Origin of the sequence: Pseudomonas sp. 382, from assembly GCF_002759075.1 — a bacterium.
GTDB lineage: Bacteria > Pseudomonadota > Gammaproteobacteria > Pseudomonadales > Pseudomonadaceae > Aquipseudomonas > Aquipseudomonas vlassakiae.
In genome coordinates this window covers 444,521-463,857 of sequence record NZ_PEMX01000001.1, presented here as the reverse complement: position 1 = coordinate 463,857, position 19,337 = coordinate 444,521, and the positions used below count along the sequence as shown (strand labels likewise).

22 protein-coding genes and 1 pseudogene are annotated in these 19,337 nt (G+C 63.0%); 12 read left to right on the top strand and 11 right to left on the bottom strand.

Translation table 11 applies throughout. From position 1 onward, the window contains the following. Window positions 1–123: 123 nt before the first annotated feature. Both CQW31_RS02380 and CQW31_RS02375 read right to left on the bottom strand, forming a co-directional pair. Window positions 124–888 (bottom strand): hypothetical protein, encoded by a 765-nt coding sequence (locus tag CQW31_RS02380; RefSeq protein ID WP_099813708.1) that lies wholly within the window; start codon window positions 886–888, stop codon window positions 124–126. A gap of 88 nt (window positions 889–976) precedes the next feature. Beyond that, the gene (locus CQW31_RS02375) at window positions 977–1,465 is read right to left on the bottom strand and encodes an isochorismatase family protein (RefSeq protein ID WP_054887655.1); all 489 of its coding nucleotides are present in this window, start codon (window positions 1,463–1,465) and stop codon (window positions 977–979) included. Window positions 1,466–1,584: 119 nt separating this feature from the next. Here CQW31_RS02375 and CQW31_RS02370 point away from each other — a divergent pair, with 119 nt between their 5' ends. Together CQW31_RS02370 and CQW31_RS02365 are read left to right on the top strand one after the other, a co-directional pair. Then, window positions 1,585–2,436, top strand: coding sequence for a GGDEF domain-containing protein (locus tag CQW31_RS02370; RefSeq protein ID WP_099813707.1), 852 nt, complete (start codon window positions 1,585–1,587; stop codon window positions 2,434–2,436). Window positions 2,437–2,521: 85 nt separating this feature from the next. After that, window positions 2,522–2,818, top strand: coding sequence for a DUF3144 domain-containing protein (locus CQW31_RS02365; RefSeq protein WP_054887657.1), 297 nt, complete (start codon window positions 2,522–2,524; stop codon window positions 2,816–2,818). Between the two features lie 3 nt (window positions 2,819–2,821). Here CQW31_RS02365 and CQW31_RS02360 read toward each other — a convergent pair whose 3' ends face one another. The 4 genes and pseudogenes from CQW31_RS02360 to CQW31_RS02350 all read right to left on the bottom strand — a co-directional run bounded on the left by CQW31_RS02360 (window position 2,822) and on the right by CQW31_RS02350 (window position 6,590). Beyond that, the gene (locus tag CQW31_RS02360; protein ID WP_099813631.1) at window positions 2,822–4,447 is read right to left on the bottom strand and encodes a methyl-accepting chemotaxis protein; all 1,626 of its coding nucleotides are present in this window, start codon (window positions 4,445–4,447) and stop codon (window positions 2,822–2,824) included. A 154-nt stretch (window positions 4,448–4,601) separates the two neighbouring features. Beyond that, window positions 4,602–4,775, bottom strand: a pseudogene (locus CQW31_RS31120) (hypothetical protein); the annotation flags it as partial. Between the two features lie 116 nt (window positions 4,776–4,891). After that, on the bottom strand, window positions 4,892–5,596 hold the full coding sequence (locus CQW31_RS02355) for an SDR family oxidoreductase (RefSeq protein WP_099813630.1): 705 nt from the start codon (window positions 5,594–5,596) through the stop codon (window positions 4,892–4,894). A 100-nt stretch (window positions 5,597–5,696) separates the two neighbouring features. Next, window positions 5,697–6,590, bottom strand: a complete 894-nt coding sequence (locus CQW31_RS02350; protein WP_054887661.1) for a LysR substrate-binding domain-containing protein — start codon at window positions 6,588–6,590, stop codon at window positions 5,697–5,699. Between the two features lie 303 nt (window positions 6,591–6,893). On the opposite strand from CQW31_RS02350, the gene CQW31_RS02345 reads away from it, so the two are divergent. Then, complete coding sequence (locus CQW31_RS02345) at window positions 6,894–7,826, top strand: LysR family transcriptional regulator (RefSeq protein ID WP_099813629.1); 933 nt, start codon at window positions 6,894–6,896, stop codon at window positions 7,824–7,826. Window positions 7,827–7,836: 10 nt separating this feature from the next. Here the strand turns inward: CQW31_RS02345 and CQW31_RS02340 are convergent, their stop codons facing one another. Next, complete coding sequence (locus CQW31_RS02340) at window positions 7,837–9,027, bottom strand: MFS transporter (protein WP_099813628.1); 1,191 nt, start codon at window positions 9,025–9,027, stop codon at window positions 7,837–7,839. 257 nt (window positions 9,028–9,284) lie between these two features. On the opposite strand from CQW31_RS02340, the gene CQW31_RS02335 reads away from it, so the two are divergent. The 4 genes from CQW31_RS02335 (at window position 9,285) to CQW31_RS02320 (ending at window position 13,019) form a co-directional block, all read left to right on the top strand. Beyond that, complete coding sequence (locus CQW31_RS02335) at window positions 9,285–9,668, top strand: hypothetical protein (RefSeq protein WP_054887664.1); 384 nt, start codon at window positions 9,285–9,287, stop codon at window positions 9,666–9,668. Between the two features lie 166 nt (window positions 9,669–9,834). Next, the gene (locus CQW31_RS02330; protein ID WP_099813627.1) at window positions 9,835–10,314 is read left to right on the top strand and encodes a hypothetical protein; all 480 of its coding nucleotides are present in this window, start codon (window positions 9,835–9,837) and stop codon (window positions 10,312–10,314) included. After that, on the top strand, window positions 10,311–11,942 hold the full coding sequence (locus CQW31_RS02325; protein ID WP_099813626.1) for a GMC oxidoreductase: 1,632 nt from the start codon (window positions 10,311–10,313) through the stop codon (window positions 11,940–11,942). The genes CQW31_RS02330 and CQW31_RS02325 overlap by 4 nt, the downstream gene beginning before the upstream one ends. Before the next feature lie 15 nt (window positions 11,943–11,957). Then, window positions 11,958–13,019, top strand: a complete 1,062-nt coding sequence (locus tag CQW31_RS02320) for a ferritin-like protein (protein ID WP_054887667.1) — start codon at window positions 11,958–11,960, stop codon at window positions 13,017–13,019. Window positions 13,020–13,077: 58 nt separating this feature from the next. On the opposite strand, the gene CQW31_RS02315 is transcribed toward CQW31_RS02320, so the two are convergent. Next, entirely contained in the window at window positions 13,078–13,482 is a 405-nt protein-coding gene (locus CQW31_RS02315) for a tetratricopeptide repeat protein (protein ID WP_054887668.1), read from the bottom strand. A 116-nt stretch (window positions 13,483–13,598) separates the two neighbouring features. On the opposite strand from CQW31_RS02315, the gene CQW31_RS02310 reads away from it, so the two are divergent. Both CQW31_RS02310 and CQW31_RS02305 read left to right on the top strand, forming a co-directional pair. Next, window positions 13,599–13,772, top strand: a complete 174-nt coding sequence (locus CQW31_RS02310) for a DUF2986 domain-containing protein (RefSeq protein WP_082433707.1) — start codon at window positions 13,599–13,601, stop codon at window positions 13,770–13,772. A gap of 94 nt (window positions 13,773–13,866) precedes the next feature. Continuing rightward, window positions 13,867–14,736 (top strand): GyrI-like domain-containing protein, encoded by an 870-nt coding sequence (locus CQW31_RS02305; protein WP_099813625.1) that lies wholly within the window; start codon window positions 13,867–13,869, stop codon window positions 14,734–14,736. Window positions 14,737–14,988: 252 nt separating this feature from the next. On the opposite strand, the gene CQW31_RS02295 is transcribed toward CQW31_RS02305, so the two are convergent. Then, window positions 14,989–15,636, bottom strand: coding sequence for a LysE family translocator (locus tag CQW31_RS02295; protein ID WP_099813624.1), 648 nt, complete (start codon window positions 15,634–15,636; stop codon window positions 14,989–14,991). Between the two features lie 53 nt (window positions 15,637–15,689). Beyond that, a complete protein-coding gene (locus tag CQW31_RS02290) occupies window positions 15,690–15,890 on the bottom strand; it encodes a DUF1289 domain-containing protein (protein ID WP_054887672.1) in 201 nt (66 codons plus the stop codon). Window positions 15,891–16,067: 177 nt separating this feature from the next. Between CQW31_RS02290 and CQW31_RS02285 the strand changes: the two genes are divergently transcribed. The 3 genes from CQW31_RS02285 to CQW31_RS02275 are packed head-to-tail and all read left to right on the top strand — an operon-like array spanning window position 16,068 to window position 18,259. Continuing rightward, window positions 16,068–16,745, top strand: coding sequence for a histidine phosphatase family protein (locus tag CQW31_RS02285; RefSeq protein WP_099813623.1), 678 nt, complete (start codon window positions 16,068–16,070; stop codon window positions 16,743–16,745). 2 nt (window positions 16,746–16,747) lie between these two features. Continuing rightward, a complete protein-coding gene (locus CQW31_RS02280) occupies window positions 16,748–17,569 on the top strand; it encodes a phosphatase PAP2 family protein (protein ID WP_054887674.1) in 822 nt (273 codons plus the stop codon). Window positions 17,570–17,596: 27 nt separating this feature from the next. Beyond that, window positions 17,597–18,259, top strand: a complete 663-nt coding sequence (locus tag CQW31_RS02275) for a bifunctional 2-polyprenyl-6-hydroxyphenol methylase/3-demethylubiquinol 3-O-methyltransferase UbiG (protein ID WP_099813622.1) — start codon at window positions 17,597–17,599, stop codon at window positions 18,257–18,259. A 39-nt stretch (window positions 18,260–18,298) separates the two neighbouring features. Here the strand turns inward: CQW31_RS02275 and CQW31_RS02270 are convergent, their stop codons facing one another. Further along, window positions 18,299–19,177: a hypothetical protein gene (locus CQW31_RS02270; protein ID WP_054887675.1), complete on the bottom strand. Its 879-nt coding sequence runs from the start codon at window positions 19,175–19,177 to the stop codon at window positions 18,299–18,301. Between the last annotated feature and the right edge of the window lie 160 nt (window positions 19,178–19,337).

Below are 19,337 nucleotides of genomic sequence, written 5' to 3'. Positions count from 1 at the left end.
GCTGGTTCATTTGGCCCCAGGGATGTATCCCGGGCGTATCAGCAGAGCGAAGGATTTGTAAGCAAGTAGGCGTGGCAGGCGCCTTGATACAGAACGATACAAGCGCCTGCCTGGGTGCAGAGGTCAGCGGCGGTCCAACAGCCTGGCCAGGGCAAAGGTGGCTGCCACGGCCAGCACCACGGCGGCGGCAATGGCCGGCACGCTGCCCCACTGCTCGATGAAGCTGTTCACTGTCAGGTAGAACCCCAACACGCCCACGCCGCCAATGGCGTTGCCGCGCACGATCGCGCCCAATTCATGGTGCCCGCCCTGAACATGGGCGAACACCGCCAGCGGCCAGGCGATCACCGGGATCGGCGCCAGCAGGCCGCTGGCCACCGGCCCGAGCCATTCGGCGCTGGCGGTGATCGCCACCAGCAGCGCGGTGGCCGTGAGCATGCGCATCGGGATCACCCAGCGCGGCAGTTGCACCACCTTGGCAGCACCGGCCGGCGCCGGTTGCGAGGTGACGATGATGATCAGGGTGAGCAGTGCCAGGGTCACCACCACTGACAGCGCGAGCCAACCCAGGTGGCTCATCAAGGCTGCCATGGCCGCGTAAACCGCCATCGCGGCGATGCAACCGGGCAATGCACCGATCCGTCGCGTCGCCTGGTAGTAGAACAGGTACGTCGCCTGCACCGCCGCCAGGCCGGCCAACGCTCCAGGCACTGCCTGCAAGGCAAAACCAGGGCCCTGCTCGAGGCTCAGGAACAGCACGACCAAGGCTGAGGTAACCGGCAGCCCGGACAGCAGCCCGCCGATTTGCGCGCCCCAGCGCTTGGCCGCCAGCGAGATGGCCAACATGAGCGTGGGGGTGATGAGAAACTTGAGGTAGAAGGCAGTCATGGCAAGCCAGAGCATGTCGACAAGAAAAGGGGCCAGGTGCATCGGCGCCCCCATGCTAAACGATGCGCGCTGGCTTTTCGCGGTTTTCTCAGGCGACCGACTGCGCGAGTTCGGCCATCACCTCGGCTCGCGTGGTCACGTTGCCGAAGTGGTGCTTCCAGAGGTCGGTCCCCAGTTTGCCAGAGCGGTCCAGTGATGAGCCGACGGTCAGGTCAGTCACCAGTGTCGGGCAGAGCCCGGCATCGAACAGCGCAAAGCCTGCTGCCAGTACGCAGGTTTCGGTCTGCATGCCGCACACCAGCACGCGCTCCACGCCCAGTTGGCGGAGGTGGGCGATGGTCTCGGCAGTCTGGCCATAGCCATGCTTGATGAACACCTGGTCCACCTCGATCAGGCACTCGTCCTCGGCTGCCGGGTGCCAGCCGAGCTGGCGCTGGAACGGCGTTACCTGCTCATCGTGCAATTCGACCGAGGCGAACGACGGAATCCTCGCTGACAGCAGACGAATCCCGTCCACCAGCCATTCGGGGGGGCTGAAGGTGGACTGGACATCAACGATGAGCAGAACCTGCTGCATGAACGACTCCTGAATGCTCGAAACGGCCGCGGAGTATATCTGTTTGAATGGCCGCTGGTGGAACCAACCCTGCTCTGTGTATGCTGGCCACGCCCGAGCCCGATGCACCGGACGCCCCTATGCCCGTTGACCTGCAAGCACTTTACCCCAAGCTGATCCAGCTGATGCTGGACACAGTATTCGTGGTCGACCGGGACAACACCATCGTGTTCGTCAGCAATGCCTGTGAGGCGCTGCTCGGCTACCGCGCCGAGGAGCTGATCGGCACGCCGATCACCCGCTATATGCACCCCGAAGACCTGGAAGCCACGCGAGCTTCGATCATCCGGGTGATGAATGGCCACTCCCACAGTGACTTCCGCAACCGCTACCTGCGCAAGGACGGTGGCGTGGTGCACATCCTCTGGTCGGCCTTCTGGTCCGAAGAGGTGGGCGCGCGCATCGGCGTGGCACGCAACGTTACGGCGCTCACCCAGGCCGAGCTGGAATTGCGCTGGCTCGCCCACCACGACCCGTTGACCCGGGTGTGCAATCGCTCGCTGTTCAACGAGCGGCTGGCCAGCGCCCTGCGCCAGCAACGCCCGTTTGCGCTGCTGTTCCTCGATATCAATGACTTCAAGGGCATCAATGATGTGCACGGGCATGCCATGGGTGACCAGGTGCTGTGCACCGTCGCACGCCGCCTGGAGGACTGTGTCGGCCCGCAGGACACGGTGGCGCGCATGGGCGGCGACGAATTCACCGTGCTGCTGACCGGGCTGAGCGCAGTGGGCGCGGTAGCTGAAAAGATGGCGCAGATCCTCACCGCCATGGCCGTGCCGCTGACCAGCGGCCAGCGGCAGCTGCCCATGCCGTCCTGCAGCATCGGCGTGGCCTGCTATCCCACTGACGGCGCAGACATCGACTCGCTGCTCAACTGCGCCGATGACGACATGTACCGCAACAAGCGGCGCCGCTCCGTAACCGGCTGAGCCGGCGCCGGTAATGGCTGCCGGCCAGGCGCCCGCTGTGGCATCCTTTGCGCCCCGCAAGACCGGCCCACACAGGTATACCGCCATGACCCAAGCCACCGACCAGGCATTCTACGACCGCGCCGATGCGCACATCGACCTGGCCAACCAGCAGCTCGACACGCTCGCCGATATCGGCAAGGTCAGCGCTTCGATGACCTTCGCTGCCAGCCGCTTCAGTGCCTGGCTCAGCGCCCGCAACTTCAAGTCCGGCGCCGAAATGGCCGCCGCTCGCGAAGAAATCCTGAAGTACTTCAGCGAGCAATACCGGATGATGCTGGAAGACAACGTCGACGAATACATCGAGCAGTTCGACCGTTACGTGCTGGGCAAGCAAAGTTGAGCTTCAGACCCTGAACCGCCCCACCAGCGCCGTCATCTCCCCTACCAGCCCTGACAACGCCTGGCTGGCCTCGCTGGTCTGCTGTGCACCCGCCGCCGACTGGCTCGACAGCTCGCGGATGTTCAGCAGGTTGCGGTCCACCTCACGCGCCACCTGCGCCTGCTCTTCGGCCGCACTGGCGATCACCAGGTTGCGCTCGTTGATCTCGCCAATGGCACTGTAGATCCCCTCCAGCACCTGGCCTGAAGCCAGGGTGACGTCGAGTGTCGACTGCGCCCGGCTGGTGCTGGCCTGCATCGAGGCGACCGCCGCCTCGGTCCCCTGCTGCACGCGGCCGATCATCTGCTCGATTTCCTGGGTCGAGGCCTGGGTACGGTAGGCGAGCGTGCGCACCTCATCGGCCACCACCGCAAAACCGCGCCCGGCATCCCCGGCGCGGGCCGCCTCGATGGCTGCGTTGAGTGCCAGCAGGTTGGTCTGCTCGGACACCGAACGGATCACCTCGAGCACCTTGCCGATATCGCGCACCTGCCCCACCAGCTGCTCGAGATGGCCGCTACTGGTCTGGATCTCGCGGGTCATGGCCTGGGTGCCATCGATGTTGTCGCTGACCTGCTGACGGCTTTTCTCCGCCAGCTGATTGGATTCATGGGTCGCCTGGGAGGTCGTCACGGCATTGCGTGCGACCTCTTCCACGGCCGTGGTCATTTCGGTGACGGCGGTGGCCGCCTGTTCCAGCTCCTGGCCCTGCTGGCGCAGGTTGTTGGCGCTTTGCTCGGTGACGGCATTCAACGCTTGCGCCGCATCGGCCAACTGCCGGGTGCAACTGCTGATCTTGCCCAAGGTATCGCGCTGGCTCTGCTGCATACGCTCCAGTTCATTGAACAGCTGGCCGATCTCGTTGCGTTGCTGAGCCTGCACCGGCACGCTCAGGTCGCCACTGGCAATGCGCTGGAAGTGCTGGCCCGCTTCACGCAACGGGTGCAGCACACGCTGGGCGATGAAGGCCCAGCACAGGCCGGCAAGCAACAATGTCACCGCCAGCAACCCCAGGCTCAGCTGTTGCGCACGCTCCAGGCGACGGTCGGATTCCTGCATGATCTGCTGCCCGCGTTCGGTCAAGGCTGCAACCAGTTGCTGGCGCAGCGCCTGCAGCCGGCCCATGGCATTGCCGGCGTCGGTGTTGACCCTGAAATACTGCTCCAGCGAGCGTTGCCGCGTGGCTTCGCGCTGCCCGTCCACCGCCTTGGCGTACTCAGCGAAGGTGGCTTGCAGCTCGCTGGCCACTGCGTGCAGCGCCGGCTCGCGCGTGTTTTCGACGAACTCGTCGACCAGCTTCTGGCTCTTGTCGTTCAGCTCGACCGACATCGCCATGCGTTTGTTCGCACTCTCGTCGTGGCCACCCAGCTGCTCGATGAAGCCCGAAGACACGTTGGCACTGGAGCGGATCGCCATCAGCAGGGCATTGTTCAGCCGGTCCGACTGGTGCGCGGTCTGATCCAGTTCTGTGATCTGCTCGTCGCTGCCCAGCGCCGCCCGCCAGGCACTGACGGTGGAAAACAACAAGGTCAGGCTGAACAACAACAGCACCCAGAACATTCCGGTACGGATCTTCAGGTCGGCAAACATGCGTGCGGTACTCCTTTTGTGCTGGTTGACGCCACTTCTGGTCGAGGTTTCGACGGTGGGTCAGCAGCTATCGGAGTCTGCGCAGCAGGCTTGAGCGCGCCCACACGGCTTGTGTTCGGTAACCGAACAGATGTTGCGTGCCGTGCGCTTCGGCCTAGGGCTTCACCGCCGGCACCGCATTGCCAGGCCCGAGCCGTTCGGCATGACGCAACAGGCGCCCGGCGTTGGTCAGCACCAACAGCGTACTGAGGTTGTGCAGCAGCGCGGCGATCATCGCACCCGCTGCACCCAGCAGGCCGAACGCGGCGGCCACCACAATCGCCAAGGTTCAACTTAGGCCGATCAGGGCTTACAGATGTATGCCGCGAGGCGTGCAGCGCTTAGGTGATCGAGCGCCGGAACTGCCACGGCGAACACCTCCCGGCCGCCCCCAAAACAACCTGTTCAGACGCTGCGCGTCACGCCACCATCAACCCTGATGTTCTGCCCGGTGATATAGGCAGCGCCATCGCTGGCGAGGAAGGCGATGGTGGCGGCGATCTCCTCGCTGGTACCGTAGCGCTTGAGCGGTACGCTGTCGCGGCGCTGCTCGGTGGCCGGCAGGCTGTCGATCCAGCCGGGGAGCACATTGTTCATGCGCACATTATCCCCGGCGTAATGGTCGGCGAAGATCTTGGTGAAGGCGGCCAGGCCTGAACGGAACACAGCCGAAGTAGGAAACAGATCAACCGGCTCGAACGCCCAGGCGGTGGAGATGTTGATGATTACCCCGCCCTGCTGTTTTTGCATATGAGGCGTCACCAGCCGCGTCGGGCGGATGACATTGAGCAGGTAGGTGTCCATGCCCTTGTGCCAGTCCTCGTCGCTGATTTCCAGGATGGGAGCCCGCGGGCCGTGGCCGGCGCTGTTGACCAGCACGTCGATGCGCCCCCATTGCTCGGCCACGGCCTCTACCAGGCGCTGCAGGTCCTCGACCGACTGGTTGCTGCCAGTGACGCCAATGCCGCCAAGCTCGGCGGCCAGCGCCTCGCCCTTGCCCGATGAGGACAAAATGCCAACCTTGAACCCGTCAGCGGCCAGACGACGTGCCGCTGCTGCGCCCATGCCGCTGCCACCGGCGGTGATGATTGCCACTTTTTCTACAGACATGTTGCCTCCTGGGGTGATGGAACCGTGCAGTTGCGAGTCCATTACACTAGCAGTCACCCACTGGCCGAGGGAGGCAGCCAAGGTTTGCGCATGCAGTAGATTAACTATCGTCTACCTGGCTTTTCAGCCACGCTCTGACAAAGCCCAGCGCTGGCGCCTCCTGCGCCTTGCGTGGCCAGACCAGGTAGAAGGCCTTGTCCAGCCGCAGCTGCAGAGCCAACACCTGTTGCAGCCTGCCTGCAGCGATGTCGTCCTTGACGAAGGCATGGCTGGCGAGTGCTACGCCCTGCCCGCCGATGGCAGCATCGATGGCCAGCGATGTCTGGTTGAAACGCACACTCTTGGCCGTCGGCTTCGGATGCGCAGGGAACAAGGCGGCGGTGAACTGCGGCCAGAAGTTGTGCCCATCGTGCAACGCGACATATCGCTGCAAGGCGGCAAAGCTGTCTGGCCTGCCCATCTCAGCCACCAGTGCCGGGCTCGCCACCGCGACGATGCGCTGCTCCATCAGCAGCTCAGCGTTCAGCCCGCCAGCGAACGGCGGCTGCCCGTAGCGCACGGCGATGTCGACGCCATCGGTATGGAAGTGTGCGAGGCGTTCGCTGGCCAGCAGGCGCAGATCGATGTCGGGGTAGGCCTCGGCGAAGTGGCCGAGCCTTGGAATCAGCCACTTCGAAGCAAAGGTAGGCGTCACGCTGACCGTGAGCTGGGAAGGCACCGGGCGCAGCAGCCGGGTGGCTTCGTCGATCATGCCCAAGGCACTGCGGATACTCGCTGCATAGCCACGCCCGGCATCGGTCAGCCTGACACCCCGTGGCAGGCGCTCGAACAGGCGTACCTGCAGGCTGGCTTCCAACCCGCGCACCTGCTGGGCGACAGCCGCCTGGGTCACGCCCAGCTCCTCGGCGGCGAGGCGGAAGTTCAACTGACGCGCCACCACTTCGAACACACGCAGCGCATTGAGTGACGGCAACCCGGGAAAACCAGCAGGCATGGGAATGGAATTTCTATCGGCGAAGGTCTACCGAGGCTACCGCCGTCAGCTCGGGTTTGGAAGCGGTGCCAGTCGATCATTCATCGCAAAGGCCCCGACCAGGGGGTATCCTGCCCCCGAGGCTGGGGTCAGGGTTTGCTGCGCCAATAAAGGGTGAGCGCCACCGCATCCACGGCCAGCACGATCATCACCACGAGGAACATGAAGCAGTGGTCTTCCACGAGCATTGGCGTATCCCCCGCCTGGTCAGCTTTAAAGCATTGCCAGCAATTCCTGTTCCATGGCGCTCAACGGGAGATGCGAATGTTTTCATCTGAACGGCTGAAAGGTCTCGACGTCTTTGTCGCGGTCGCTGACCTGGGCAGTTTCACTGCCGCGGCCGAACGGCTGAACCTCACCGGATCGGCTGTGAGCAAGAGTGTCGCGCGCCTGGAGGAACGCCTTGGGGTACGGCTGTTCAACCGTACCACCCGCACCTTGGCGCTGACCGAGGCGGGTATCACGTTCTACCGCACCTGTACGTCGGTGCTGGCCGACCTGGAGCAGGTCGAGCATGCGCTCAGTGCCGAGGGCGACGAGCCTCACGGCAAGGTGCGGATAGACTTGCCAGCCTCGTATGGCCGGTTGCATGTGCTGCCGCTGATCCTGGATTTCATCCACCAGCATCCGTTGCTGCGACCGCACATCTCGTTTACCGACCGCTTTATCGACCCGCAGCACGAAGGCATCGACATCGTCGTGCGCATCGGCGGCGCGGATGCCTGGCCAGCCAGCCTTGGCCATCAGTATTTCGGCGCCCAGCGCCTGATCTTTTGCGCCTCACCCGGCTACCTTGCACAGCACGGTACCCCGCAAAGCGAAGGTGATCTCGATCAGCATCACTGCGTCGGCTATGGGCACGGCGACGGCCAGGTCAGCCCGTGGTTTTTCAAAGGTCGGCAGCCGGGAGAGATGGAGCGGCGTACATTGCAGGCACGCATCGCAGTCGGCGATGGCGAGGGTGAAGTGGCCGCTGTGCTCGCCGGGCATGGCATTGGCCAGCTGCCGACCTGGCTGACCCAACGGCACCTCGACCAAGGCACGCTGGTCGAGGTGCTGCCAGAACTGGCAACGGACGGCCTGCCCATGAACCTGGTCTGGCTGAAAAGCCGCGAGAACCAGCCCAAGGTCCGCGCACTGCTGGACTACTTGCTGCCGCGGCTGACGCCCCACGGCAGCCGGGCCGGCGACAGCTGACTGCCCTGCCCTAGCGCTCAGGCGCCAGATTGCGAATGGCCAACGCCAGCAACAGCGCCAGCACCGCAACGGCAGCAGCCACGTAGCCGAGGTAGCCAATACCCAGGTTCGCCACGGTCATGCCACCGACGATGGCCCCCACACCGATACCGGCGTTGGCCGCCGAGACATTACTGGTGCCCGCCAGCGCCTGTGCGTGGTTGACCGAACGCATGACCCGTACCTGGCTGACCGGGTAAAGCGCCGTGTTGGCGATGCCCCACAGCCCAAGCGCAACACAGAACAGCCAGCCGTCTTGAGCCAGCGGAACGGCCGCGGCCATGCCCAGCGCAAGCAGCACGAGAAAGCCGAGGGTGGCTTTGATCGGCGACTGGTCGACTGCCTTGCCACCCATCCAGTTACCCACCAGGCCAATGGCGCCAAAGCCCATCATCCACCAGCCCACATCGGCAGGTGCCACGCCCGCGACACGCTCGAGGATGTCGGCCAGGTAGGTGTAGGCGATGAACATGGCACTGAACACCACCACCGAAAGCAGTACGTTGGCCAGGAAACGCGGCTCCCTGAAAATCCGTGCCTGCTGGAGGAAATCCACCTTGGCCATGCGCGCCACGCTCGGCATGTAGATCCACATGGCCACAGCCATGAGCAACGACAGCCCGGCGAGCAGCCAGAAAGCCCCTCTCCAGCCGACCGCACTGGCCGCCACGGTACCTAGCGGAATGCCCAGCAACATGGCCGCCGAAATCCCCAGATACACCCTTGAAATAGCCTGCCCCGCCCGCTGCGGCCCGGCCAGTTGCCCGGCTGTCTCGCTGGCTGTGCCCCAGAACACCGGCAAAGCCAAGGCAGGCACGACACGGGCCACGGCAAGCAGCCAGAAGCTGCTTGAAGCGGCGGCCACCGCGTTGGCCGCGGCGAACAGCAGCAAGATGCCGATGAACAGTTTTTTCCGTGGCAGGTGCGACAGCGCAGCCGTCAGCGGCGGACCGGACACCATCACTGTGAAGGCGAATAGCGTCACCAGTTGCCCGGCCACGGCAATCGAAATGTTCAGGTCCCTGGCCAGCGCGGGAAGCAGCCCTACGATGAGGAATTCGGTGGTAACGATGAGAAAGGCGGAAAAGGCCAGGATCGCGATGCTGATTCCTGCGTTTCTGGAAGTGGAAGCAACCTGTGCGGTTGGTTCGTAAACGGACATTGGGAAGCTCCTGTTAATGGCCTCCCAGTTTATTCATTCCCAAATAATCAATTATTGGCAAATGATCACATGAAAATGGAATCAGATTCATCAATGGAGCAGTGACTGACCAGTAAGCTGCACTCAACCTGAGGCGCAGGTCCAGGGCGACAAGCGGGCAGATGGCTGGCCATTGGCATTTGGCAAATGGCTACTACACTGCATTTGCCCACGAATAATGTAGGGCCTTAGCGTCTGATGATTACAAGGAGAGAATCATGCCCGCCAGCTCCAGCCTCACGTGCAATTTCAGTATCTCCAGCAGCCTCGACCTGGGTGTCTCGTTCGCCAGCGACAATGGCGGCGCCAGCTACGGTGGCCAGATCAGTATCTTCACCCCAGCCACTGCCGGCCCTGTCACCACTGGCCTGTGGGACAGTGATGGCAATGTGTTCTTCACCCTGTACCTGACGGACAACCCCGAGATCAACTGCGTGATCAACTCCGGGTCTCAGCCAGGCACCTGGGAGCCTTACATCGTTGTGGCTCAGGCTGCTGGCCTCAACTGTGAAATCGGCAGCCCGCAAGGGAGTGGCGAGAACCGCTACGACTACACGCTGAGCGTGTCCCTTGCCGGCAACCTTCAGCAGAAGCCTACGTGACCGCCCGGGTCACGCCGATGATCTAGCCACGCGCCAACAGTACGCACGTCACCTGGCCTGAAGGGCTGACGCCCCTCGCCCGCTGGCGCGGTTTCCGTGTGCACGGGCATTTGCCGGCCGTGCACTGCGGCGCGTTCGTTCGCATGTTGTCAGGGAGAATCCGCACATGTACCAGCAACAGGTCAACCATCCGGCCAACCTTGGCGCCGAGCCCTTGGCTACCGAGGTTTACGAGGCGATGTTCGAAGTCTTCGAGCAGATATCGAGTTTCTGGGGCAACCTGCCCGCCCCGCAGCAGTACAAGTCCAGGTTGTTCGTGTTCATGGACAACCGCATCCGGTTGCACCCTGAGTACCGCAGCATCTACACCCAGGCCAGACAGACCCTGGACGCGCTGATCGCCGAAGTGGGCAAGGCGCAGGCCTACAAGACCCTGTTCACCGACCCCGCTGCCAACCAGAGCCCGCCGGAAACACCACTGGCCTTGGCCAGGCAAAAGGTCTCCAACGAGTTCATCGCCTTCCAGGTCTCGCAAGGGGGCTTCAAAGCCTTCACCAATGCAGTGAATTACCTGAGCTTCATCGCCGGCGCATTCATCCCCGGTGAACCCGCGCCCTACAGAACCACCGAGGAGTCGCCACGATGAACACGGACGTACTGATCATAGGGTCGGGGGTTGCCGCCGCCGCGCTGGCTAGCCGCCTGCTGCAGAATGACCCGCAGCGCGACATCCTGATCATCGAAGCCGGTACCCGGGTCAAGATGCAGGACCAGGCGCTGTGGGACGACTTCATGGTCTCGGGCAACGCCTACGCGAAACTGCCTTACTATAAGTACAACGATCTTGATTATCCGGAGCGCGATGCTCCCGGCGAAAACCGCAATGTCGGCGCGACGGTGGTGCCACTGGCCGGTGCCAGAGTGATGACCTACGGCGGCTCGACCATCCACTGGGGCGGCTGGTCGTTTCGCCTCAAAGCCGAAGACTTCAGGCTCAAAAGCAATACCGGCCAGGGCGCCGACTGGCCGCTGGACTACGCCGAACTGGAACCTTACTACCACCAGGCCGAGTGCTACATCGGGGTGTCAGGCGATTCCAGCGACCAGGACCCGCCTCGCTCGGCGGACTACCCCTTCCCCGCCTTTCCCTACACCCTTGAAGACCAGCCTGCCCACCAGGCTATGACGGCGCTGGGGATGAGCACCGCTCACGTGCCGATCGCGCGCCACGGCAGTACCGACACCACCTCGCGCCATGCCCCCTGCAAGACCACTGGCACGTGCAAGTACTGCCCGTTTGGCGCGCGCTATGCCGCCCCTAACTACCTGAACGACATGCTCGACTGGGGCAACTTCCCCAACCTGCGCGTGCTCGACAACTGCGTTGTCGAAGAGGTGCTGATGGCCTCGAAGCAGCGCGCCAGCGGTGTTGCCTGCCTGGACAAGATGAGCGGCCAACGGCTGACCATCGATGCCTGCACGGTCATCGTTGCCGGCGGTGCCATCGAGTCGCCCAAGTTGCTGCTGCGCTCGCGCTCGGCTTACTGGCCCAACGGGGTCGGCAATGACCACGACCTGGTTGGCCGCTACTTCATCACCCACCCCTACTTCATCTTCACCGCCACGGTAGACCACAACCCGCAGCGCCTGCAGCCGGAAATGGACTTCCCGACGCTGTGCAGCCGCTATTTCGACAGCCCGCAGGAGCAGGCCAAGGGCAAGTTCATCCTGATCAACCCGCCCAGCACGTACACCAGCCTCGTCAACGGCAAGACCCTGAGCATCGCGCAGATGATGCAGCGCGGCATGCTCCGCGCCGACATCGATGCTGCAGTGCGCGGGCCTGCGCAAGTGCAGATCCACGGCATGCTCGAGATCCCCAGCGAATACCACAATCGGGTGACCAACCTCGACATCCGCAACCGTATCGGCCTGCCGGAAACCATCGTCGACTACTCCCAGTCGCCGGACTTCAACACCCGCATCCAAGAGATTGGCGACCACATTGCCAAGATTTTCGAAGGCATGGGTGCCACGCCAGCCGGCCCGCCATCGATCTCCTGGCGAGCCGACCACTCAGCCTGCACCTGTCGCATGGCGGACAGCGCGCAAGACGGGGTGATCGACAAGCACCTCAAGCTGTTCGGTGTCGACAACCTGTACGTTTGCTCCAACGCTGCGTTCCCCAACACTGGCGCGGTCAACCCGACGCTGACCCTGACCGCCCTTGCGCTGCGGCTGGGCGAACACCTGGCCGCGGCGCGCAAGCCCTGACAATGGAGGTCACCCATGAAGACGCTGGAACAAGAAAAGAGCGAGCTGAGCCAATGGCTGCACACGGCCATGGGCATCGAACTGTCGACCATCCCCCTCTACATGACGGCACTGATCAGCATCAAGCCCGGCAGGAACCGGGTTGCAGCAAACCTGATACGCAGCGTGATGATGGAAGAGATGCTGCACCTGTCGCTCGCCGGCAACCTGCTCTCGGCCATCGGTGGCCGCGTGCAGTTCAGCGAACAGAACGTGCCATCGTTCCCATTGACCCTGAAGTTCCAGGGCAAGCAGTTCAGAGAACGTGAATTCGAGGCCAACCTCGGCCCGTTCAGTGCAGCCAGCATCGAGGTCTTCACCGAGATCGAACTGCCCGAAGGCTGGGGCCAGCCACCGCAACTGCAGGCCATGCAGGAAATCGACGTGCCCGGCTACACCATCGGTGAGTTCTATGATGCCCTGGCCCATAAGCTGGCAGCCCTGTGCGAGGTCTACGGCGAACGGGCCGTCTTCAGCGGCAATCCACAGCACCAACTGGGACTGAACTACTATTGGGGCGGCGGCGGCAAGCCGATCGTGATCACCAGCCTGGCATTGGCTCGGGAAGCGATCGAGGTGATCGTCACCCAGGGCGAAGGCACTCGCGGCGCGGTGTATGACGTTGACAGCTATTTCAGTCAGCCCGAGGAAGTCGCGCATTTCTTCCGCTTTCGCGAAATCCAGTTCGCCCGCCACTACCGACCTGGGGACGACCCACGACAGCCCCCCACGGGCGCGGCATTCGAGGTGGACTACCTTGAGGTGTACCCAATCAAGGCCAACCCAAAAGCGACGGACTATCTGGGCGACCCGGAGATGGCGGCACTCAACGAGCAGTTCAATCGCCTTTACTCGCTGATGCTGTATCAGATCGCCGAAGCGCTCAACGGCGCCTCCGGTGCCATGTACACGGCCATCCTCAACAGCATGCACGACATGACCGGCACCGCCCTGCAGATGGTCGCCACGCCGATTGCCAACGACCCCGACGGGCACCATGGTGCGCCCACTTTCGAATGGGTGCCGCCGGCGATTTAAGCCCCGCGCAACACCAGGAGTGCCGCCTTGAGGGCGGCACTCGCTTTTCAGCTGAGCCTCAGCGGGCCTTGCCTGCGACCGTCACCGCTGCAGACTGGCGAGCCTTCTGCGCGGCCTGGATCAACTGGTAGTTGCGATTGCGCAGGGCGGTGTTGCCGCCAACCCGCTGGTTGGAACGCACCGCCAGCACTTCGGCCTGGTCATACTGCCCCTGCTCCAGGCGCAGCACGCCCAGATAGTGCAGCGTGGCCGGGTTGCCCGGCTGGATCTGCAGGGCGCGCTCCAGCGTGGCGGCGGCCTGGTCCAGCTTGCCTTCTTCATACTGCCGCGAAGCGCGCTCGATCAGCTGGGTCGAGGCGTTGTTGCTGCGTGCCGGTGCCGAGTATGAACCCGCCTGCACGCCTTGGCAGGCAACGGTGCTGAACAACAGGAACAGTGCTGACAGCAGGCGCTGGCTTGGCATGGGGGTGGGCACTCGAAGAGGCGTCAGGTGAATTTGGCGAGAGGCTACAGACCGGGCCCGCAGCCTGAAGTTCCCGAGGTACAATGCGCGTCTTACGCTGCACATCAGAGATGGACATGAACCGCCAGAAGAAAATCAAACAGCTGCTCAAGGCCCACCAGAAGAAGGCCAATGCCAAGCTGGCGCCCAAGAGCAACAAGCCCAGGTACATCAGCAAGGCCGACCGGCTGAAGCTGGATGCCGAGGCACAGGCCGCTGCCGGCGTCGATACCCCTGCCGTGCAAGCCTGAACCAGGCAAGTGCCGATAGAGCAATCACGGCTAGGCACAACAAGGGCTGATCGGGTGATGCTAGTGCTCACCGCACTTCCAGAGACTCCGTACGTTGACTGACATACAGCCCAGCCCCGCCTACGCCAGACGGTTCGAAGCCGTGCTCGCCTACATCGACAGTCATCTTGAAGGCGACCTGTCAGTGAACGCCTTGAGCCGGATCGCCAACTTCTCGGCGTATCACTTTCATCGGCAGTTCTCCGCGTACATAGGCATTCCTGTTTCGCGGTATGTACAGCTGCTTCGGCTTCGGCGCGCGGCACATCAACTGGTCGCCTCGCCAGCGACCCCTGTGCTGGAAGTCTCATTCGCAGCGGGTTTCGAAAGCCCCGAGGCGTTTTCCAGGGCGTTCAAGCGGGCTTTCGGCAGGGCGCCCAGTGTGTTTGCCAAAGCCCCGAACTGGCAGGCCTGGAGTGCGGTATTCGTGGTTCCTCACTTGTTCAGGAGCATCAGCATGCAAATACGTATCGTGGAATTTGCCGAAACCCGCGTGGCGGCACTCGAACACCATGGCTCACCGGGCCTGCTTGGCGAAAGCGTCGAACACTTTCGCCAATGGCGCCTGCACAGCGGTCAGTCGCCGGTGGCCCAGAGCCGCACCTTTGGCATTCCATACAACAACCCTGACACCGTTCCCGAAGACGATTTCCACTTCGCAATCTGTGGCGAGATAGCTGAAGCCGTAAGGCCCAATAGCTTCGGCGTGCAGGAGCGGGTCATCCCTGCTGGACGATGTGCCGTCATTCGCCATGCAGGCTCGCCTGACCATATCGGCGAAACCCTCTACCCGCTTTACCGCGACTGGCTACCCGGCAGCAACGAAGAACTGCGCGACCATCCGTTGTTTTTCCATTACCTGAGTGTCTACCCCGAGACGCCGCTGGATCAGTGGCAAACGGATGTCTACGTGCCTTTGAAGTAGGCAGCCTGCCGCTGGTCAAAAGCAACTGCGCGGCGAGGTTGCCCAGTAGTGTCACGGCCATCGCCGAAGGGCCATGGCGAAGGGCGTTACGCACCACCAACAGAACGTTTGGGCCCGGGGACAGGGTTGTCGTCAGGTAGGCCAAAGCGAAGGGAAGCCATAGATGCAGAGTAAAAGACAAATCCTTTTGCTATCAGTGAACATGCAACTGCTTGGCAAGCCGTGTCGCTGACATGCAGCGACAGGCAGGCACTAGAGTGGCGCCGAAGCGGCCTGGCGGCGCATGGCGAGAATCGCCGCACCAAAGCCAATGAAGGTCGTACCCACTACCCGGCTCACCCAACGCGACAGCGCCGGCCGGATGAGCACGCCCTTGGCCCGCGACGCCAGCGCCGCATACAGCGTCAACGAGATCAGCGACAACGCCACGAAGATCCCGGTCAGGGTGAGGAACTGCGGCAGCAACGCCGCGCCCTGGTCGATGAACTGCGGGAACAGCGCGGTGAAGAACATGGTTGCCTTGGGGTTGGTAACAGCAGTCAGGAACGCCGACTTGTACAACTTCAGCGGGGTCGGCTTGCTCACCTTCGCGGCCGCCTGGTCGACCAGCATCGGGCCCTTCTTGAGCAACTGCCGGGCACCGAGGTAGAACAGGTAGCCAGCACCGATCAGCTTGACCGCGTTGAACAGCATTTCGGAACTGGCCAACAAAGCGCCGAGCCCGAGCATGGCCGCCGCCGACAGGCAGAACAGCCCGGTGCCATTGCCCAGCGACGACCAGAGCGTACTGCGCTGGCCATGGTTGATGCTGTTGTTGATGGCCATCAGCGTGGCAGGCCCCGGGCTGGCGATGGCGATTGCAGCGACCAGGGTGAAGGCAAGAAGCGAGTGGGTATCCATACGGCAAGCTCACGAACGTTGCGAAGCCTGCATCTTACACAAGTCCAGCGGTTTCAGTCGTTGCCCTGGCGCTTGGCGTTCTTCTTGCTGATGGCCTTCATTCGCGTGGCCGCGCGTTGCACGGTGGCCATCTTCTCCGGGCGCTTCATGCCACGCCACTTGCGGATTTCTTCACGGGTGCGGCCGCAGCTCACGCACAACTCGCTGTTGAGCTGGCAAAGCGCGACGCAGGGGTTTTCGATGTCTTTGGCCATGGCGGGCTCCGGTTGCGGGCGCGAATCATACCGTGTGCATCACAGACTGCCGCAACCTGCGGAAAAAATCCTTCGCGTGGACCAGCTTGTGGGCTAAGACAATTTTCACATCCGCTTCACTAACGGGCCACAAAGCCGAGGATAAGGTGCAGCCAGCCTTGTCCCCGGAGTGGCAGCATGCTGGAAAATGTAATTGCGACGCACCCACGCCTTGTGCGCCTCAAAGGCCGTAAGCTGCCTGCAGCCTGGCTGCTGGCCGTGGTGCTGGCCTTCACGGCGTTCGGCGTGTGGCATGTACTTCGTCCGCATGTCAGCAACCTGGGCAGCGCGCAGCTGATGAGCGAGCACGGCGTCTACAGCGCCTGGAACAGCGACCAGGTGATTGTCCTGATCCGTCATGCCGAACGCTGCGACCGCTCCAACCATGCCTGCCTTGGCGACCCTGCCGGCATCACGGTGGAGGGCAACCAGGCCGCGACCGCCGTTGGCGAGGGCATCCGCCACCTGGGCCTGGCCGACGCCGATATCCTCAGCAGCCCCGAGGTGCGCACCCAGCAGACGGCATCAGCCGTGTTTGGCAAAGCCATCGAAACCCAGGACTGGCTGGCACGCTGTGACAGTGCCTTTGCCAACGCTGCCCTGGCTCACAAGCGCGAGGGTCACAACCTGGTGCTGATCACCCACAGCGGCTGCATCGACCACCTCGAGCGGCAGCTGCGCGTCGCAGGCGGCGAACGGGTTGCCGGCTATGCCAGTGCACTGTTCGTCAGCAAAGACAGCAACGGCAAGGCCCACTTGCTCGGGCAACTCAACGCCAACCAATGGCAGACACTCAACAGCAGCACAGGGATGTAAGCATGCCCGTTTCTCCACGCACCGCGTTCTACGTCAACAATTTGCTATTGCCGCTGCTGCTGGCGGCAATCACCTTCCTGCTGTTCGATCTCACCGAACTCGACCGCTGGATCAGCAACCTGTTGCTCGATCCCGTCAGCGGGCAATTCCCGCTGCTGCATGACCAGTTGTTCGAAAAATTGACCCACAAATGGCCACGCGTGCTACCGAACTGGACCGGTGAGGCGGCGATCATCGGTTCGCTGCTGTCGTTCATCTGGCCGCGCCTGGCCAACCATCCCGATGCTCTGATCACCCGTGGCCTGAATGCCGCCAGAATCAGCCCGGTGCTGCGTTTCACCCACCGTCATCGCCGCGACTTTCTGTTCGTGGTGGTGGCATTTGCCCTGTGCACCACCGTCATCCATTACCTGAAAAGCCACACCAGTGTGTATTGCCCGGTGGAAACTACCCTCTACGGTGGCCCAGAGGCGCGCGTGGAGTGGTACGAGCAGTTCAGCTGGTTCAGCAAGGCCGGTGAAGGCCGTTGCTGGCCGGGCGGCCATGCGTCCAGCGGTTTCACCCTGCTGGCACTGTACTTCGTGGCGCTGCGTTACCGCTGGCAGCATGCACGCAAGCTGCTGGTGGCCATCCTGCTGATCGGCTTCGTCTACGGCACCACCCGCGTGCTGCAAGGCTGGCACTACATGTCGCATACCTTCTGGGCCGGCATCTTCGTGTGGCTGACCACCTGGGCCACCGCCCTGGGCTTCTATGGCCGCGAGGCACTCCAGGCGCCCGCTCGGTCCCCCTCGGACAAGGCGACGGTGAACGCCTATGCTTGAGCGATGCCACTGCTCAGGATCAGCGACATGCCCAACCCCGAAGACGCCCTGCTGCACAGTTGGCAGCACAACGCCCAGGCGTGGATAGATGCGGTGCGTGGCGGCCTCATCGAGAGCCGCCGGCAGGTCACCGACCAGGCAATTTTGCTGGCGATCCTCGGCCGCCAGCCTGAGCGTGTGCTGGACCTGGGCTGCGGCGAAGGCTGGTTGCTGCGGGCGCTGGCTGATCGCGGCATAGAAGTGACTGGCGTAGATGGCGACATCGTGTTGGTCGAGGCGGCGCGGGCCTCAGGCTCGACGCCCGTGCACCAGGCCAGCTATGCGCAGCTCGCCGCAGGTGAAGTGGATATCGGCCGTGGCTACACGCTGATCTGTGCCAATTTCGCTCTGTTGCAACAAGACATCATCCCCTTGCTGGCGGCGATGAAAGCACGGCTGGCGCCCGGTGGCGTGCTGGTGATCCAGACCTTGCACCCTTGGAGCGTGGCAGACGGGGACTATCAGGACGGCTGGCGCGAGGAGTCTTTTGCCGGGTTTGCCGGGGACTGGCAGCCGATGCCGTGGTACTTCCGGACCCTGGCCAGCTGGCTGAATGCCCTGGACATGGCCGGGTTCCGGTTGCTGAGCCTGCAGGAGCCGCAGCATCCGCAGAGCCCGCTGCCGCAGTCATTGCTGATGATTGCCGAGTAGCCCGATCCCACGCTTTTACTCTAGGGGCGCGTCCCCCGGTTAACGCTGGGCTGTGGCCTGGTCCACGGACGGGCTCAGCTTCAGTATGCGATCACGCCCGCCTTCGGCGAGCAGGTAGCCACCCTTGCCATCGGCGATGATCGACTGCGGCGCCTTGAGGAAGGTCAGCACCACGTGCTGGGTGCCATCAGCGTCCACCCGCAACAAACGTGCGCGGTGGGTATTGTCTTCGCTGATCCACAGGCCGCGCTGATCGCACATCAGGAAGGTCGGATGGCGCAGGCCCTCTACCACCACCGGGTCCCTACCGTCCTCGGACACTGCACGAACGATGCCGGTGCCCTTCTCGGTGTACAGCAGGCGGCCGTCGGCGCAACGGGTCAGGCCCTCGGTTTCGGTCAGCCCCGAGCGCAGGACGTCAAGCTGGCCGCTGGCCCACTCATAACGCATCAGGCGCCCATTGCCCTTGCGGTCTTCGATGGCATACAGGTGATCGCCGTCGTTCCATAGCCCCTGCACACTGTCGCCGTCGAACAGGCGGGTGACCTGGCCATCGCGGGACAGGCTGACAGGCGCGTGGCCACCTTCCTGGCTGAATACCCAACCCTCCTGTGCCGCGACCATGCCGTCGGGTTTGGACAGGTTGTCGATCAGCACGACCCGATCGCCGCTGGCGCTGATCTTCAGAATGCTGCCTTTGCCGTCATCCAGCTCGCGGCTGACCAGCAGGCTGCCGTCGGCCTGGGGCAGCAGCGAAGCGGCCTTGGCCACGTCACGATGCAGCACCTCGACCCGCCAGCCACTGGCGGCCTGCACCGGGTAGAACGACTGCCAGGCGAAAAAACCCAAAGTGGCAGCCACCAGGCCGGTAGATACAGTCAGGGCAATGCGGGTGCTGCGCCGACGCAGGATGGGCATGAACGGGGCTCCTTTTGTTGGGCCCGAATCCTAGCAAGAGGATGTGAAAATTTCGTCAACGACCAGGAAATCACAAAAGGATATAAAAAGAACAAAACAATCTAACCAAATGGAATTAAAAAATTGAAAGCCAAACGCGTCCTCCTTAGGCTGGGTACAC